The sequence below is a fragment of the Chitinophaga pinensis DSM 2588 genome, assembly GCF_000024005.1.
GTDB classification, from domain to species: Bacteria; Bacteroidota; Bacteroidia; order Chitinophagales; family Chitinophagaceae; genus Chitinophaga; species Chitinophaga pinensis.
The window spans coordinates 3,865,194-3,880,077 of record NC_013132.1; the positions used below are offsets into that span (position 1 = coordinate 3,865,194).

General features: G+C 43.0%; 13 protein-coding genes and 1 riboswitch. Of the genes, 4 read left to right on the forward strand and 9 right to left on the reverse strand.

What is annotated here, in order from left to right:
- Positions 1-26 precede the first annotated feature (26 nt).
- A riboswitch (cobalamin riboswitch) is annotated at positions 27-219 on the reverse strand.
- 107 nt (positions 220-326) lie between these two features.
- The gene (locus CPIN_RS15590) at positions 327-1,034 is read left to right on the forward strand and encodes a class I SAM-dependent methyltransferase (RefSeq protein WP_044221688.1); all 708 of its coding nucleotides are present in this window, start codon (positions 327-329) and stop codon (positions 1,032-1,034) included.
- 119 nt (positions 1,035-1,153) lie between these two features.
- On the opposite strand, the gene CPIN_RS15595 is transcribed toward CPIN_RS15590, so the two are convergent.
- Positions 1,154-2,077: a helix-turn-helix domain-containing protein gene (locus CPIN_RS15595; RefSeq protein ID WP_012790779.1), complete on the reverse strand. Its 924-nt coding sequence runs from the start codon at positions 2,075-2,077 to the stop codon at positions 1,154-1,156.
- Positions 2,078-2,283: 206 nt separating this feature from the next.
- On the reverse strand, positions 2,284-3,132 hold the full coding sequence (locus CPIN_RS15600) for an SDR family oxidoreductase (RefSeq protein ID WP_012790780.1): 849 nt from the start codon (positions 3,130-3,132) through the stop codon (positions 2,284-2,286).
- 162 nt (positions 3,133-3,294) lie between these two features.
- Between CPIN_RS15600 and CPIN_RS15605 the strand changes: the two genes are divergently transcribed.
- On the forward strand, positions 3,295-4,089 hold the full coding sequence (locus CPIN_RS15605) for a DUF5984 family protein (protein WP_012790781.1): 795 nt from the start codon (positions 3,295-3,297) through the stop codon (positions 4,087-4,089).
- Positions 4,090-4,687: 598 nt separating this feature from the next.
- Here the strand turns inward: CPIN_RS15605 and CPIN_RS15610 are convergent.
- The 5 genes from CPIN_RS15610 to CPIN_RS15630 form a co-directional block, all read right to left on the reverse strand.
- The gene (locus CPIN_RS15610; RefSeq protein ID WP_187294773.1) at positions 4,688-5,425 is read right to left on the reverse strand and encodes an AraC family transcriptional regulator; all 738 of its coding nucleotides are present in this window, start codon (positions 5,423-5,425) and stop codon (positions 4,688-4,690) included.
- 72 nt (positions 5,426-5,497) lie between these two features.
- Entirely contained in the window at positions 5,498-6,247 is a 750-nt protein-coding gene (locus CPIN_RS15615; protein ID WP_012790783.1) for an SDR family NAD(P)-dependent oxidoreductase, read from the reverse strand.
- A 114-nt stretch (positions 6,248-6,361) separates the two neighbouring features.
- The gene (locus CPIN_RS15620; protein WP_012790784.1) at positions 6,362-7,177 is read right to left on the reverse strand and encodes a helix-turn-helix domain-containing protein; all 816 of its coding nucleotides are present in this window, start codon (positions 7,175-7,177) and stop codon (positions 6,362-6,364) included.
- A gap of 14 nt (positions 7,178-7,191) precedes the next feature.
- Positions 7,192-8,115 carry an SDR family NAD(P)-dependent oxidoreductase gene (locus tag CPIN_RS15625; RefSeq protein WP_012790785.1) on the reverse strand — a complete coding sequence of 308 codons (924 nt, stop codon included), beginning with the start codon at positions 8,113-8,115 and terminating at the stop codon, positions 7,192-7,194.
- A gap of 113 nt (positions 8,116-8,228) precedes the next feature.
- Entirely contained in the window at positions 8,229-9,314 is a 1,086-nt protein-coding gene (locus CPIN_RS15630) for a ligand-binding sensor domain-containing protein (protein ID WP_012790786.1), read from the reverse strand.
- A gap of 295 nt (positions 9,315-9,609) precedes the next feature.
- On the opposite strand from CPIN_RS15630, the gene CPIN_RS15635 reads away from it, so the two are divergent.
- Positions 9,610-10,512: a winged helix-turn-helix domain-containing protein gene (locus CPIN_RS15635; RefSeq protein WP_222838212.1), complete on the forward strand. Its 903-nt coding sequence runs from the start codon at positions 9,610-9,612 to the stop codon at positions 10,510-10,512.
- 930 nt (positions 10,513-11,442) lie between these two features.
- Positions 11,443-12,255, forward strand: a complete 813-nt coding sequence (locus tag CPIN_RS15640; protein WP_012790788.1) for a competence protein CoiA — start codon at positions 11,443-11,445, stop codon at positions 12,253-12,255.
- 63 nt (positions 12,256-12,318) lie between these two features.
- On the opposite strand, the gene CPIN_RS15645 is transcribed toward CPIN_RS15640, so the two are convergent.
- Both CPIN_RS15645 and CPIN_RS15650 read right to left on the reverse strand, forming a co-directional pair.
- Complete coding sequence (locus tag CPIN_RS15645; RefSeq protein WP_187294774.1) at positions 12,319-13,389, reverse strand: metallophosphoesterase; 1,071 nt, start codon at positions 13,387-13,389, stop codon at positions 12,319-12,321.
- Positions 13,390-13,425: 36 nt separating this feature from the next.
- On the reverse strand, positions 13,426-14,874 hold the full coding sequence (locus CPIN_RS15650; protein WP_012790790.1) for a RagB/SusD family nutrient uptake outer membrane protein: 1,449 nt from the start codon (positions 14,872-14,874) through the stop codon (positions 13,426-13,428).
- Positions 14,875-14,884: the final 10 nt, after the last annotated feature.

The following is a 14,884-nucleotide window of genomic DNA, read 5'->3' on the forward strand; positions in this document are numbered from 1 at the left end:
TCGACGTTGCTTCAGTCCACGAAAGCATTGCCAGCATAAAAAAGGCAGGTCTCCTGACTTGTAACATTGCTACCATCCTTCCCATCCGCCTTCGGCTGAACAGTGGATATTTTTTGGCAGCAACTGATTGTGTTACTTACAGTTGCGGGACAGTTCGTGATTTACACACGATTCCCTATTAATCTGCGGCTAAGCAGAACCTTTTTAAGTTGGGGAAAGAAAAAGAACTTGAACGGGGCAAATATAGCGTTTTTTTAATTTGCCCTTGCGTGTTCCCTTTTTCCAGTAAGCTGCTGCGTATTGAAAATTATTTTTATTTTTACCAGATGCCAGACAGACAAATACCTTACGCTTTTAACCCGGACATACGCTATCCGGCCTATCTCACAAGGAAGGCGCTCCTGAATGCGCTGACTATTTACATTCCTCAATTGAAAGGGCGTTTAATGGATTTTGGCTGTGGTTCAAAACCCTATAAGAGTCTGTTTTCTGTGGATGAATATATCGGTGTGGATTATGACAGTGAAGGCCATCCGCATGATGACGAGCCTGTAGATGTTTTCTATGATGGCAGACACCTGCCTTTCCCGGATCAGCATTTTGATGCAGTGTTCAGTACCGAGGTATTTGAGCATGTATTCAACCTGGAAGAGATTTTGCTGGAGATCAATAGGGTAATGAAATCAGGAGGTCGTATACTGATCACTTGTCCGTTTGCGATCTGTGAGCATGAAGAACCCAACGATTATGCCCGTTATACGCAATTTGCATTGCGCAGCCTATTTGAAAAGAGTGGTTTTAAAGTATTGCAGATAGATAAAACCGGCGGTAACATAGAGACGATTATGCAATTAAAGATTACTTATGTAGCGAAGCATATTCTACCAGTTTTCCGTAAAATACCGGTTGTAAGGTCATTGGCCCGTCTGGTCGTATATAGTTCCATGAACCTGTATGCGATGGTGTTAGCGGCTATTTTGCCCCGCAGAAAGGATCTTTATCTGAATAATGTCCTTTTGTGTGAGAAGTTATAAACTGTTCATCATTACTGCCGGTTAATATGGCGGTATTGCAATAATCATTCAATAAAAGAGGATGTCTGCTATATGGCAGACATCCTCTTTTATTAATAGCGATCTTCAGATACCTTCACTCACTTAAGTCCCTCGCGAAACTGTAGCGGCGTCATGTTCGTCTTGCTTTTAAAGAGTTTATTGAATGACTGCGGATGTTCAAATCCCAGTTCATATGCGATTTCTGCCGCTGTAAGCGCTGTGGTAGAGAGTTTTTGTTTAGCTGCTTCAATCAGCTTTGCATGAATATGCTGTTGTGTGTTCAGTCCGGTAAGGTTGCGCAACAGGTCACTCAGATAACCGGAAGATACGTTCAGTTGGTCTGAAAAGTACTTCACCGTAGGTATACCATGTTGCAGGCCCATTTCATCGGTATAGTACGTGTTCAGCAGTGTTTCAAATTGTTCTATAATCGGACTGCTGACGGTCTTTCTTGTAATGAATTGCCGTTTGTAATACCGGTTGCTGTAGTTCAGTAAAACTTCAATATAGGAGACTACCAGGTCCTGACTGATGTCATCAATAGATGTATCTAATTCATCCTGGATTTCTTCAAAGAGATGTAAGATTTTCTGTCGTTCTTTTTCCGACAGATGTAAAGCCTCGTTGATGTTATAGGAGAAGAAACCATATTTGTTGATGGATTTGGCCAGATGACTTCCCGCTATGATATCCGGATGGAAAAACAGGCTGTAACCCTGGCATGGATCACTTTCGTCTACTATAGATAGTGGTTGATTAGGCGCGACAAATATTAACCCACCTTCATCAAAGTCATAATACCCTTGTCCATATTTTAGTTTGCCGTTCATCGTACTTTTATAGGAGACCATGTAGAAATCATGCAACAGGTATCTTAATGGAGAGTCCGGTTTCATTTCGTTATGATTGATGATGACGGCGATCAACGGATGCCGCGGACTTGAAACGCCTAAAGCTTTACACAGATCAGAGATAGATCTGAAGTGATGTAACCCTTTTTTAGGAACGGATTTATCAATCATTGTACAATGCTTTTCTTGTTGAATTAGGTCAGCGCAGTGCTTGTATCAGTAATGCGAGGTTATTCTAATGAATATACCTGCATGTAACTAATAAAAGGAGTTGTCCGGACTAATTATGCTTGTAAAGATAGCCAATTTGCAGGCGAACGAATGTTAACGGAAGTAAGACCAACAGTGGATAACGGTCTTACCTCCATTGGTGTTTTTTAATGGCTGACTGATTCAGCTGCCGGAGCGAATACCCCGCTTGTAAATTGCTGGTAAGCTTCTTCAGAAGTCGTACGCCGTGCTTTCAGCAGGGCTTGAATGTCATTGGTAGGAGCATAACGGAGTGTGTCGGTGTTGTCTGTCGCAGCGTCATAGATGGCAGTAACCACTTTTTCTACGGCATCTGCGTCCGCAGCTGTTGCCATACCGCCATATACTTTACCAATCTGCTCTAAGAACGGTATGTAGTTTTCGATCGCCTGCAAGCCAGCGCTTTCCCCGCCCATACGTTCTATGAAAGCCGTTTTTGTTGCGCCGCCTGGTTCAACGATTTTTACCTTGATGCCAAGGGATGCAAGTTCATATCTCAGTCCTTCGGACCAGCCTTCCAACGCAAATTTGGAAGCGCTGTAAACAGAGGCCATCGGGAAACCTATGGCGCCGGCACCTGAGCTGATATTAATGATCGTACCGTTGTTCTTTGCACGGAAATGCGGGAGGATGGCTCTTACAACATCCATTGCGCCGAATACATTGACAGCAAACTGATCCTGTATGCCTTCCGGAGAGATACTTTCAAAAATACCAAAGAGACCATATCCGGCATTATTCACTACCACATCAATATTACCAAAGCGTTCAATACCTCCTGTGATAGCCGTTTCGATACTTGATTTGTCCTGTACGTCCAGCTTTGTAACGAAAACACGATCCATGTTTTGCAGGTCTCCTGCTTTTGTGATGTCACGCATGGTGGCAATTACATTCCAGCCTTTTTGTGCGAAGTAATGTACTGCTGATGCGCCAAATCCTGTAGAGGTACCTGTAATCAATATAGTCTTGTTCATTGTCTGAGAATTTATTCGTTTGATATTTGTTATGATGCAAATGTCTCACGAATGCAATGCCCCCAATAAACCAAAACGAGAGAATGATTAGCCGGAATGAGGATTCAACTTATTTCACTTTTTATACTACCTTGCCGATACTTTGACTTTTTAATTTTTTCTATGGCTTTCATTAATTTCAAACTCAGGCATCCGGATAACATCATTCCCTGGGGTGATCAACCGGATACAATCATGGACTGGACCGCGCTCACGGATGGTGAATATTGGCTTGATGTAAATAAGACGACGCTTTACGAATATACAAATGAAGTATTGGCTGGTGGGAATGGAAACGACTCTACTTATGTCGAATATCAATTGGTGCGTTTGATAGAAGACTGGACAGGTCTTTTTGAATCTATTGCTGAATCTGTCCCGGATGCTTTTTACGCAATTTCAAAGGATAATAGCTATTTGTACAGGTTTTACACGGCTGTTACAAAATGGATAGATAATGCAGCTGAAGATGCTTCCATTGATGTAGATACCTACGAGAAGACGATTGAATGGATATACAGCCGAACGTTGAATGCGATGCATTTAACTGGCGGACCGGGCATCAGCTTTTTCAGAAACGGGAATAATATTTCTATTGTCTGGAAGGCAGACCATCTGACAGAAAACAATATTCCTGTGTGGACAGCTCAGAACGGAGCTGTTGAAATGGAATACAAAGCATTTGTCAATGAAATGGAAGACTTTGGACATCGCTTTTTTGATGCCATGGACACACAGGTAGGAATAGCGGTGGAAAAAGACTGGGGTACTACACGTCTCAATAAAGAGCAATTGGTACAGGAACACCAGGAAAGAAGGGCTGAATTCCAGAAAAGTCTGGTTGTGTTGAAAGGGGAGCCAACTAAACACACAGATTGGGATTTAATCAACTCCCTGATAACGAAAATGTTCAGCTAATGCTATTGCTGTCGGAATAGCTGGACGATTAGAAAAATCGTCGTTTGTTATAGTGTTTCCTACTTTACTTCCATTTCAAGCGGGAAGCCGGCAAGTGTGTTCTCTTTTTCTTGTAATCCCATTTTAAAATTTACGGTTAGGTTAAAAAAACAGTAGCTGTTCTCGGTTTATAAAAGTATAGTGCTGCGCGACTATTGCTGCATGTGCGGCTACTGATCGAGAAACCAGCTGTGCTTGAACCATACTATAAACAGTTACCTGCTTTGGAAACTATCGCACTTACTACATAAATCAGGTTAGAAGTCGTAAGCCCAATTAAAGACAATTTAAAATAGGAGGATTTCCGTTATTTATTTATTTTACTACGAATAATCAGATTATAAGTGAGCGATTTACCAGAAATAACAAAACCGCGGAACCAGACGTGGAAACATATCCCCGGAGGAGTGAAATTAATATTTCCGTTAACCTCTCTTATTGTTGTACTGAAGCTTTGTGACGTGAGTCCGATGGCCGGTTGGTCATGGTTATGGATTTTATCTCCCTTCTGGATATCCATGGCATTAGGCATTCTTACGTTCGTGGGGATGTTTATCGTCTATTTTTTCTTTGACAGATAGAGGGCAATATCACTCAAATACCCAGGTGAAACGTGTAAATCACTTGCTAAGCTGTTAACAGTGGGTAGATTGGAAGACAGATCTTGTTCAAAATGTTTTGATAAGGCTTCTTCAAATTTGACCAGTAGGTCATTACTTGCCATTTTACGGGTTAAAAACTGTCGACTATAAAACCGGTTACAATAATTGAGTAATAATTCGAGATTTGAGGTAATCACATCTGCACTGAAGTTATCGACCCTTGAGAGATATTCATTTTCAATATTACGAACAAGGCTTTCAATCAGCTTTTCTTCTTCATCTGAGAGGTGAAGGGCTTCATTCGCCTCATAAGAAAAGAAGCCGTAATTTTTGATGGATTTCCCTAAGGCGTAGTTCCGGATCAGGTCAGGATGAAACAATAAAGACCAGCCATTACGACTCCGTTCCTTCCCTTGATCAACGCCCATTACCTGATTGGGGGCGGTGAATGTCATAGTACCATTATCAAAATCATAGTAATGTTTACCATAGCGCATTTGTCCCTGAAAATCCCGTTTAATGCATATATGATAGAAGTTCATGACCAACCTGGTAGCCGGACTTTCATCAACGGGTGATTCATCCGCATGATTAATCAAAGTAATTAAAGGATGTTTCGGTGGTGGCAACTGCAGTAGCCGATGCATTTCTGAAACAGAATTGATACTTTTTATGTCGGTTGCTGTGCGGCTCATGATGTCCGGTTTATCAATGGAACAGCAAGCGAAGTACTCACTGTTCCATACAGGTCCTCAATTTCTCACCAATTATTTAAAACCACCTGATACTTCAATAAACTGGCCGGTGATGACACTTGCTTCATCAGCAGCGAGGAATACGACGGTATTGCCGATGTCTTCCGGGGTGGCCATCCGGCCAAGTGCACTTCTTGCGATTGTTTGTCTGATTGGCTCAGAATCAGCAGTTGCGCCGAGTTTGGCAACTCCTTCTGTTAGTACGCCTCCCGGTTGAACAGCGTTCACCCGGATATGCTGTGGTCCTAATTCCTGTGCAAGCGAAATGGTGATTGAATCTACAGCTCCCTTAGAAGCGGCATAAACCAGGGAATATGGCTCCGGACGGGTACTGGCAAAAGAACTGATATTAATAATGCTACCACCCTTAGCACCAAAAAATTGTACTGCCGCCTGCGATGCTAAAATGATGCCCAATACGTTTATATTAAAGATGCGGTTGAAGCTATCCGCTGTAACATGCACCAAGGGGGCTAACTCGTAAATGCCCGCATTATTCACCAGCACATCTAAGCTACCATAAGCAGCGATGGTTTGTGTGAAAAGGCGCTGAATGTCTTCTTGTTTAGCCGTATCGGCCTGTATGGCAATGGCAGTTCCACCAGCTGTTGTTATTGCAGCTACCACTGCAGCAGCACTCTCTGCACTGGAAACATAATTTACGACAACTTTAGCGCCCGCAGCAGCCATTTGTTTGGCTATGCCAGCTCCGATGCCTTTTGAGGCTCCTGTAACTATAGCGACTTTGTTCTGTAATTGCATATACTCTTCTAATTTTATGGGAGCAAAGTTTCAGGAAATGCCAAAATAAAAGGTATCCGAATCGCCAGAAAAGGTATCCGTAATGAGTGTCGGGATAGTGAAATTTATCTTTTGTTATTCTATTGAAGCAGGAGGAATCTTCGATTGCCTGGCTAATGCTGTCGGCGTCTGACCGAATTGCTTTTTAAAGGCGAATGAAAAATGGGATAAGGTTTCAAATCCGAGGTCCAGGAATATATCTGTTGGTTTTTGTTGCTTTTTTTCGATTAAAAAGTACGCTTCCTGCAGACGCTTTTGTACCAGCCAACGGCTAGGCGTCTGACCAAAGATCAGGTGAAAATCCCGTTTAAATGCCGATAAACTACGCCCGGTAAGAAAGGCGAACCGTTCGACACTCACATTAAACCTGTAATTCATATTCATAAAGGCCTCCAGGTCTATTTTTTCCGGCACCGCATAATCAAAAAATATACCTGCGAGTGTTGGTTGCAAACGCAACAGGATTAGTAAAAGCTCTTCACGCTTGATGTCAAAAAATTCCTGATCGATCTGGCCCTTTTCGTTATAATAAGGCTTCAAAGACTGAATAAATGCCGGTACCAGGGATCTGTCATCAATCCTGACGAAACTCTCAGTAGCATTAAATCTTACCGCTTCTGAACGGTGTTTCTTCTGGAAGGCTTTTAAAAATGCTTCATCAAAGACGAAGATGATCTTTTCGATATCTCCGTCATAAGGAATATCCTGCTGTTTGCTGAGCCGGTTTTTACGGGCAATGCCATACTCACCTGATGATAAGGTGTAAGTTTTGTGGCCATAATACCCGCTCATTACCCCCTTTTCCAGGTAGAAAAAAAGATGTTCAGGAATAAATTGTTCCTGGGGTACTGGCGGACCTACAAGCCGGGTTTGACTGACAGATACTTTCATACGCGTATCGGAAGTTAAAAAAACTTTGCCAGAAAAGCCCTCGTTTCGTGTACCACCTTCTCCTGGAAAACAGGATCATGTGCTAGTATAGATCCGCGCATTGGCTGCGCTTTTTCGTCAAAATAAACGCCGCTTGTATTGGAGTCATCCGTCAATACCCGGGTAATGACTTTTGCCGATTTTCTGGGTGTACTGGCGTAATGAGAGAATGGTGGTATGATCGCCATTAAATGCCCGAAAATGAATTGTACGACTGGATTTGCACCGCCGAGACGAGTGCCACGCGTGATCCCCGGTTCAATCGCATTAAAGTGTAATCGCGGATTTTCACGGGCGAAGTATAAAGCGGCGGCAAGTACACATTGTTTCGAGGTGGCATATGCGTCTATGCCTCCCAATTTAGAGCCGTCAGCCAACCATTCACCATTTGCACTTGCTGCCACAGAAATAAAGCGCGCTCCTTTCATACCCATCGCTTTGGCGGGTTTACGTTCAGGATCTTCAATCGCTGATGAAATAAAGGCCACATTCGCGCCATCAGAAAGGTAAGGCGCCAGGGCTTCTGTTAATGCGAATGCACCCAGATAGTTGGTAGCATAAGTCAAGTCCCATCCCTGCGCGTTTTTACCTGGTTTTGTCAGCATTACTCCCGCATTATTAAGCAGTCCTGCAATAGGTACGTTGAGCTGGATAATTTTCGCGACGGCTTGTTGAATACTTTTCAGATCTGACATGTCACATACTACGGTGACCGCCTGATGTCCTGCTTTTACAATCTCTTCTTTTACCTGGTTCAGTTTATCCGGGTTCCTGCCCATCAGGATGACGTTGCCATGTTTGGCAAGCTCCAGTGCGGTTGCATAACCAATGCCTGATGTCGGACCAGTGATAATGTAGTTCTTTTTGTCTGATGTACTTTTTGATACTGTTTTTGCCATGATCATTTTTTTAATAGCATGACAAATATCAGCAATGATTTATGTACCCTGGTTTCGTAGAACGTCCAAATTTGATGTCTTGAAACGTCCATATTTATGTACGGTTATGCGTGTTATAGCTGCCCTGTTTTGTTTTTAAAACTTTTAATGGTGTTACCATCATAACGATACGCGCCATCTAAAGCGCCAAACCAGATATTGCCTTTGTTATCTTCTAAAATGCCGAAAAACATGCCTTCTACGGACTGTATTTCGGTTATATTGGGCCTGCCATCGGATAGGGACTTTCCATCATAACGGGAAAGTGCCCAGGCCTTATTGGACAATGTCTTTCCGTCATACATGGAAAGCGCCCAGGTTTGACTATAATCTCTTTCTGAACTGGTCCAGATATTACCTTTTTTATCCTCGATGATATAACCAACAAACGTTTTCGTGAAATTGGTAAATGCACTACCATCATAACGCCAAAGACCGTCAGGGCCGCCAAGCCAGATATTTCCTTTTTTGTCTTTGATTAAAGAACGAACATTCTTAAAAGGTATGTTTTCGTGGGTGAAAACGGTGAATGTTTTTCCGTCATATACGAAGGTATTGCCTCTTGTAGCAAACCAAAACTTGCCTGTTTCATCTTCAATAATTGCATTGACTTCATAAGGTGGTCTATCCGGAAATGTTTTCCCTGTCCGGTCTTCATTCATCGTCTCTCCATTGATGATATAATTCTGGAAGGCATTCCCATCGTAGCGGCTTACTCCTCCAAAGACACCGAACCAGATGTTGCCTTTTTTATCTTCATAAATACTGCCGACATCATTATTAAGCAGTCCATCCCTGACCGTGAAATTTCGGAAGGATTTCCCATCATAACAATAAACACCTGCACCAATAGAGCCGAACCAGAAGTTACCTTTGCTATCTTCCAAAACAGAAAAGAAACGGGCCTTACTCACATTACTGGTCATATTGGTAAAGGATTTTCCATCGTATCGAAACATACCCTCCCATGAGGCAATCCAGATGTTGCCCTTCCTGTCTTGTATAATATTTCGGGTGATTTCATTAGGTCCGGATGCAGTAACTATATTTTTTATTTCGGACTTGAGATTTTCTTTGGTGAGATCTGCTTTGTTTTGTCCTTTGCCAGAAGTGTGAAAAGCAAGCATCCAGAGGAAAATATACATCAGTGTGTATTTCATGATTTGTGTTATTTATTGTCAGAAATTATCGATAAAGAAAAAGAGCAATAGTACGGGTCAAATAGGCTACCTTTCAGTCTCATTTACCGCTGTTACCAGGATGATCGTCAGGCGGTATAAAACGGCTCTTTTATCTTTCCCTTCATATCAAAGCTGCCCAGACGAAATTACTTTGATATCTTTCAGGGCAATGTATCCGGCTTGTAAATAGAATTGTAAACTTTGTAAATAAAATATTGACAATATGCGTCTTAGTCGAAATGTCTTCTACGGAAAACGCAAATACCTGGCAGGATTGATATTATTCCTGTTTATCTCTGTCGTCTGCCTGGCTTTTGGTATGGAGGACAGGGACGGCTTTGATATTGCCAGGAGAGAGGTGTTACTTCGCAGGATCGGACATGAACTGCTTTTACAGTCGGGCGACAGCACGTCAAGGGTGCTCCCGGTAAAAAAGATCGGGGAAAATGAATACCAAATCAGGTTTGAGAAGGAGCTTACTTTTAAAACGGATTCCCTGGTGAATACTACCCAGCATTTGTTGGCCCAGGACAGGCTCGCCGGTGATTATGTCGTTAACGTTCTGAACTGTAGTGACGCCAGTGTCGCTTATGGGTATGCTATATCCCAAAATAGAAAAGATGATATCGTAGCCTGTAGAGGAAGAAAGCAGCCCACCGCCTGTTACATGATCAACATTCAATTCAAACCCCGGAACGTCAATACAGCAAAAAGAGGGTATCTTTTAGGGAGCCTGCCCTTTTTAGCATTTTTGTTTTTTATGTTGTTTACATCCGTTAAACCGCGAACTGCTATATCTGAAGTATTGCCTGCAACTTTACCTGAAGCCCTGCCGGAGACTTTGCCGGAGGTTTTACCAGAAAATAATCAGCATACGGGTATGATTGCTTTGGGTGCAGTGTTGTTTGAGGCGAAGCATCGTCGACTGATAATAAATGGAACTACGATAGACTTAACCAGCACTGAAACCCGTGTATTCTCGATTTTCGCTTTGTCGCCTAACGAGACAATAGAGAGGAGCCGGCTGCAAAAAGAGATATGGGAAGATGAAGGTGTAATTGTGGGACGTAGCCTGGATATGTTTATATCAAAACTTAGAAAAAAGCTGGAACTTGACCCGAACGTCAATATTGTAGTGATACGTGGAAAAGGGTATAGGCTTGAAATTAGTGTATAAAACATCTGCTTTCCAAAACGTGTCAGCTTCTCATACCTGGGAATAGCTTAAATAGAATATTCAACTCATTGATTATGTCGTCTATTTAGTTCGTAGCAGCTCAACAGGCACTGGATTATTCGAAGTATTCTTACGATCCAGAGTTGAAGATTTCCGTGCCCGCCTGAAAGGACATTTGTTAATAAAAGCACTGTGACAAATGTCAATAAAATCATATCAAATTAACATATCGCCTTTTTTTAAGATGGCTAATTTCTGCCTAATCAGAATGTCTTTGTGTACAGTGTAACTTTTCTACCGCCTTCTTACTTTTCATAAAAACTATCTTGAACGCAGAAATCAACAGGGTAGCCTAATTTGTTTGCATATTGTCTATGCATGGAAATCACGCACAATAAATCAATGGAAATCCCTTCTTGATAGATCTGAATTTATCAAAAAGAAAAACCCTTCAAATCCAAGGACCTGAAGGGCTTTTTCTTTTTAGTCGGGACGACTGAACGAATAACAGTGCATCCAACTTTTTATAAATCAACAACTTATAGTTTGAATTTTTCCGGCGGGTAACCAATGAGGTGTTGAGCCGGTAAATAAAGACCTTTTTACACTGCAAATATACAAAATGTTCCTGAGTGTCAATTGAGTGTCGTGCATTGGGGCATAAACGAATAAAACCGGCAGGCTTTTAGGGCCTGACAGTGCGGTTATCGAAGGAAAAGCGTTTGAAGCGGGTTTTCACAACTGGAACGAAACCTACTTGCCAATAGCGGATTTCAAACGATTGAGTGTCGTTCTGGGGTGTCATGAACGTTGACGTTAAACAGCGCATAGCGCTAAACAATCTTAAGCCTATACCAGTTTGTTCTTTTAAGTGATAACAAGAAGCCCTATATTACCAACTAATTCCCCAAAAGCATACAATAGGACACTATGCGACTTGCCTATGTAAACAACAAACTCACCCCGGCCGCTCCGAAGTTAAAAGGTACCTGTCCGGGCTGTACGCAGCCGGTAACCGCCAAATGCGGCACAAAAAGAATACACCACTGGGCGCATCAAACCACTGAAATGTGCGATCGCTGGTGGGAGCCTGAAACCGCTTGGCACCGGGCATGGAAAAATAATTTCCCTTTAGCATGGCAGGAAGTGTTTCTGCCCGACGAACGGACCGACGAAAAACACATTGCCGATCTATGTACCAGTCATGGCCTTACCATAGAGTTTCAGCACTCAGCTATTGATCCGGAAGAACGAGCCAGCCGTGAAGCGTTTTATCACAACCTGATCTGGGTAGTGGATGGCACAAGGCTAAAGGGCGATTTTCCCCGTTTCCTTGGGATAAGAAAGGATCTTCAGGTGGTAGCACAGCGGACATTCCGCGTTAACCGCCCTGATGAATACTTCCCATCAGCATGGGTGGGAAGCTCCGTTCCCGTCTTTTTCGATTTTTGGGGAGATGGATCGATGGAGGATAACCAGGATGTTAGAAATAGCATTTATTGCTTATTCCCTACCCGGATAGGAACAGCGGCGATACTTGTTGAATGGCATCGCTCAGCGTTCATAGAAGCGGCCAAAAACGGTAAATTGCTGTCGTGGGTTACCACGTCTATACACAACATAAAAACGGCAAGTGAAGAAGAGCAACTCCAAAGAGCTAAACTGCAACAGCAACAGGAGAGGATCAACTATGAAAGATTTTCCAGAATGGGACGATATCCGCAACGGCGGCGGCGTTTCTAAGATGTAACGATGATATATCAGCGTTACTTGTACGCGTAGCTTTTGAACGCCGATAGGCAATTATTACAATGGCCGTTTACCACCTGCAGCATCCACCACAAAAATACCATTTGCTTCTATCAACAGCCCCTCATGTTTTCCTTCATGATGATTAACGTCCACGCCGATCACCTTACCATCATAAAGCGAACTAATGGAATCCATCACCGTATGACCGACAACGATCCGTTTGCAATTAAACCACTGCAACGTGCTATCTACCAGCGCCATTGGCTGCTTAGGCTCCATAAAATAGCCCCGGTACCAGAAAGGTGAGCGGTTATCGAATAAAAATTGCGAGCTATCGGGAATATCCCTGCGGCTCAGGCCATAATACCGCTTGCATTGATTATTGATATCGGTAACCGTCATGCCTGTGCTAAGCAGCTTAGGCGATACTCCGGCATGTAGTACCAGCAGATCGCCGATCTTTTCCACCACATTTTTCGTCCGTAGCCATCTGCCCAGGATACTGCTTTCATCAAAAACAGCCCGTATGGAGCGGCCCATCAGCCAGGCGTGCTTAAAATACCGGGCGTCGGTATACCGGTAATCACCTGATAGCTGCATAATATCATGATTTCCCAGGATAACATGCACCTGGCCGCCAGCGGCCATAGCCTTCTCCTCTAACGAATAAAGCAGCCATAGCCAAGGCAGCACCTCGCTGCCTCTATCAAATAGATCTCCGGCAATAACCAGGTGGCCATTGCCGAAGATCCAGTTATACTGTTCATCCATCACGCCAGCCGCCATCAGCAGCCTTTTTGCCGGTAAAAATTCTCCTTCGATATCCGAAACAATAAAAAGCCTGCTGGGTGCCGCATAGATATCGGAAGGCACTGCATTCCTGGCCCGAAGCTTCACCTGGAATCCTGCATTCCGGTCTACAGGAACCATTACCTCCAGCGCCTGATCAACAGCACTCAAGCGGGGTGCCATCTTCCGGTCGGCTAAAGACTGATCGCCCTGCTGCATAATGGTGAATACTTGCAGGCTATCGCCTTTTTCGAATACATAGGGGCCGTCAACAGGCTGTTGGGGCATGGCGAATAAGGGAATCAGTATTATCAATAGGAAAGGTATGGTCTTCATAGCCATGGGGACGGTTATTTTGAGGGTTGAAGAAGGTTAATTGTAGCCGTCGTTCTGTTTCAGGTCATTAACTAGCACATCAACTGTTGGAATAGGCGCAACTGCCTTCAGACTAGGGTAGGGAAGGGTTAAAGCGTCTGGCGAATTTGCATCACTGCGATTGACTCCTTGTTTGTTACGTAGTAGATCATACATGCGGAACCCTTCAAATGCCAGCTCTTTACGTCTCTCTTTCGCTATTGTATCGAGTAGAGCTGGACCAGTGGCAACAGTTTCAAAGCCAGTACCATAAGCGCGTATTCGAATAGCATTGACATACCAACGAGCGCTATCTTCATTGTTTAACTTGGCGTAACATTCTGCAGCAGTTAGATACATTTCAGATGAGCGTAAAAGTGTTTGATAGTGAGACCTGGCAGTTTGGGTAAATCCACTTATTACATTTGCCGGATATTTGCTTATTCTGAAAGTAGTTCCACTAGCAGTAACCCATGCTTTTCTTGCATCCGTCGGGATTTCATTTAACAAGGTTGCTATATCAGTTGTGGCGATGAAAGAAAGACTAGTGGTCGAAAAATAGTAACCAGCGTAACTGGTGGTAACGCTTCCATTAAGGCTCCTTTGCATAGGTAATAGCTGGAACAATGCTTCTGTCTCTGTGTTTGTAAACAGCTTTGACGGATAGTTTGCAATCATTATTGGAACGTTGTTGTTTACATCGACAGCTAATGCCTTCGCAGTTTGGTAGTCGCCTTTAAATAAATAGATTCTGGCAAGCAGGGCCTTTGCAGCCGTTCTATTCATGTAAATTTTATTAGACAACTGATTACTCAATAATGGTATAGCTGCGTTTAAATCAGCTATAAGACGTAGATATACATCCTGTACTGTTTCTCTGCCGCTAACGCCTTCCGTGATGTCCTCTGCGATTACATAAGGGATTCCAGGATGTGAAGCATTGGCCGTAAAACTGTAAGGTTGTGAGAACATATTTACAAGCTGAAAGTATACCAACGCCCGTAAAGCCAGGGCCTGGCCTTTTATATCGTCGGCTTTAGTAGGATTTTCATTACGAAATTGATCAATGTACTTTAGAACATATGCCAATTGCCGTGTTATACGATATGCTGTACGCCAGGTAGTATTCAAATTGAAGGATGTGCCGGTAGTAAGATCTGATGGCACTTGTGCCCATGAATAGTGCGCAGTAAGAAATGTTCCGCCAATCACTGGTTTTACATTGTCGGCTACTACATCAGGGTAAATAATAGTATTTGTTCCGTTGTAAAATGGCTCAGCCAGAATGACGTATGATCCGTTAAGCATTTGTTCGCAACTGGAAAGGCTGGTGAAAAATTCATCCGTTACAGCCTGGTTTGTAGTAGGCGGATTCAAGAAATCTTTTTTGCATGCACTAGCAACAAACAATAGCATTGCAAATATCATTACGAGAAAAGAAAAGCGTCTATTTAAATATTTTGACATAATAAGAAGT

Excerpts from the sequence above, each read along its gene's own strand:
- CPIN_RS15610 (WP_187294773.1), bottom strand. The coding sequence starts at position 5,425 with ATGAGCCGCACAGCAACCGACATAAAAAGTATCAATTCTGTTTCAGAA.
- CPIN_RS15625 (WP_012790785.1), bottom strand. The coding sequence starts at position 8,115 with ATGGCAAAAACAGTATCAAAAAGTACATCAGACAAAAAGAACTACATT.
- CPIN_RS15600 (WP_012790780.1), bottom strand. The coding sequence starts at position 3,132 with ATGAACAAGACTATATTGATTACAGGTACCTCTACAGGATTTGGCGCA.
- CPIN_RS15620 (WP_012790784.1), bottom strand. The coding sequence starts at position 7,177 with ATGAAAGTATCTGTCAGTCAAACCCGGCTTGTAGGTCCGCCAGTACCC.
- CPIN_RS15630 (WP_012790786.1), bottom strand. The coding sequence starts at position 9,314 with ATGAAATACACACTGATGTATATTTTCCTCTGGATGCTTGCTTTTCAC.
- CPIN_RS15650 (WP_012790790.1), bottom strand. The coding sequence starts at position 14,874 with ATGTCAAAATATTTAAATAGACGCTTTTCTTTTCTCGTAATGATATTT.
- CPIN_RS15595 (WP_012790779.1), bottom strand. The coding sequence starts at position 2,077 with ATGATTGATAAATCCGTTCCTAAAAAAGGGTTACATCACTTCAGATCT.
- CPIN_RS15645 (WP_187294774.1), bottom strand. The coding sequence starts at position 13,389 with ATGAAGACCATACCTTTCCTATTGATAATACTGATTCCCTTATTCGCC.
- CPIN_RS15590 (WP_044221688.1), top strand. The coding sequence starts at position 327 with ATGCCAGACAGACAAATACCTTACGCTTTTAACCCGGACATACGCTAT.
- CPIN_RS15615 (WP_012790783.1), bottom strand. The coding sequence starts at position 6,247 with ATGCAATTACAGAACAAAGTCGCTATAGTTACAGGAGCCTCAAAAGGC.
- CPIN_RS15640 (WP_012790788.1), top strand. The coding sequence starts at position 11,443 with ATGCGACTTGCCTATGTAAACAACAAACTCACCCCGGCCGCTCCGAAG.
- CPIN_RS15605 (WP_012790781.1), top strand. The coding sequence starts at position 3,295 with ATGGCTTTCATTAATTTCAAACTCAGGCATCCGGATAACATCATTCCC.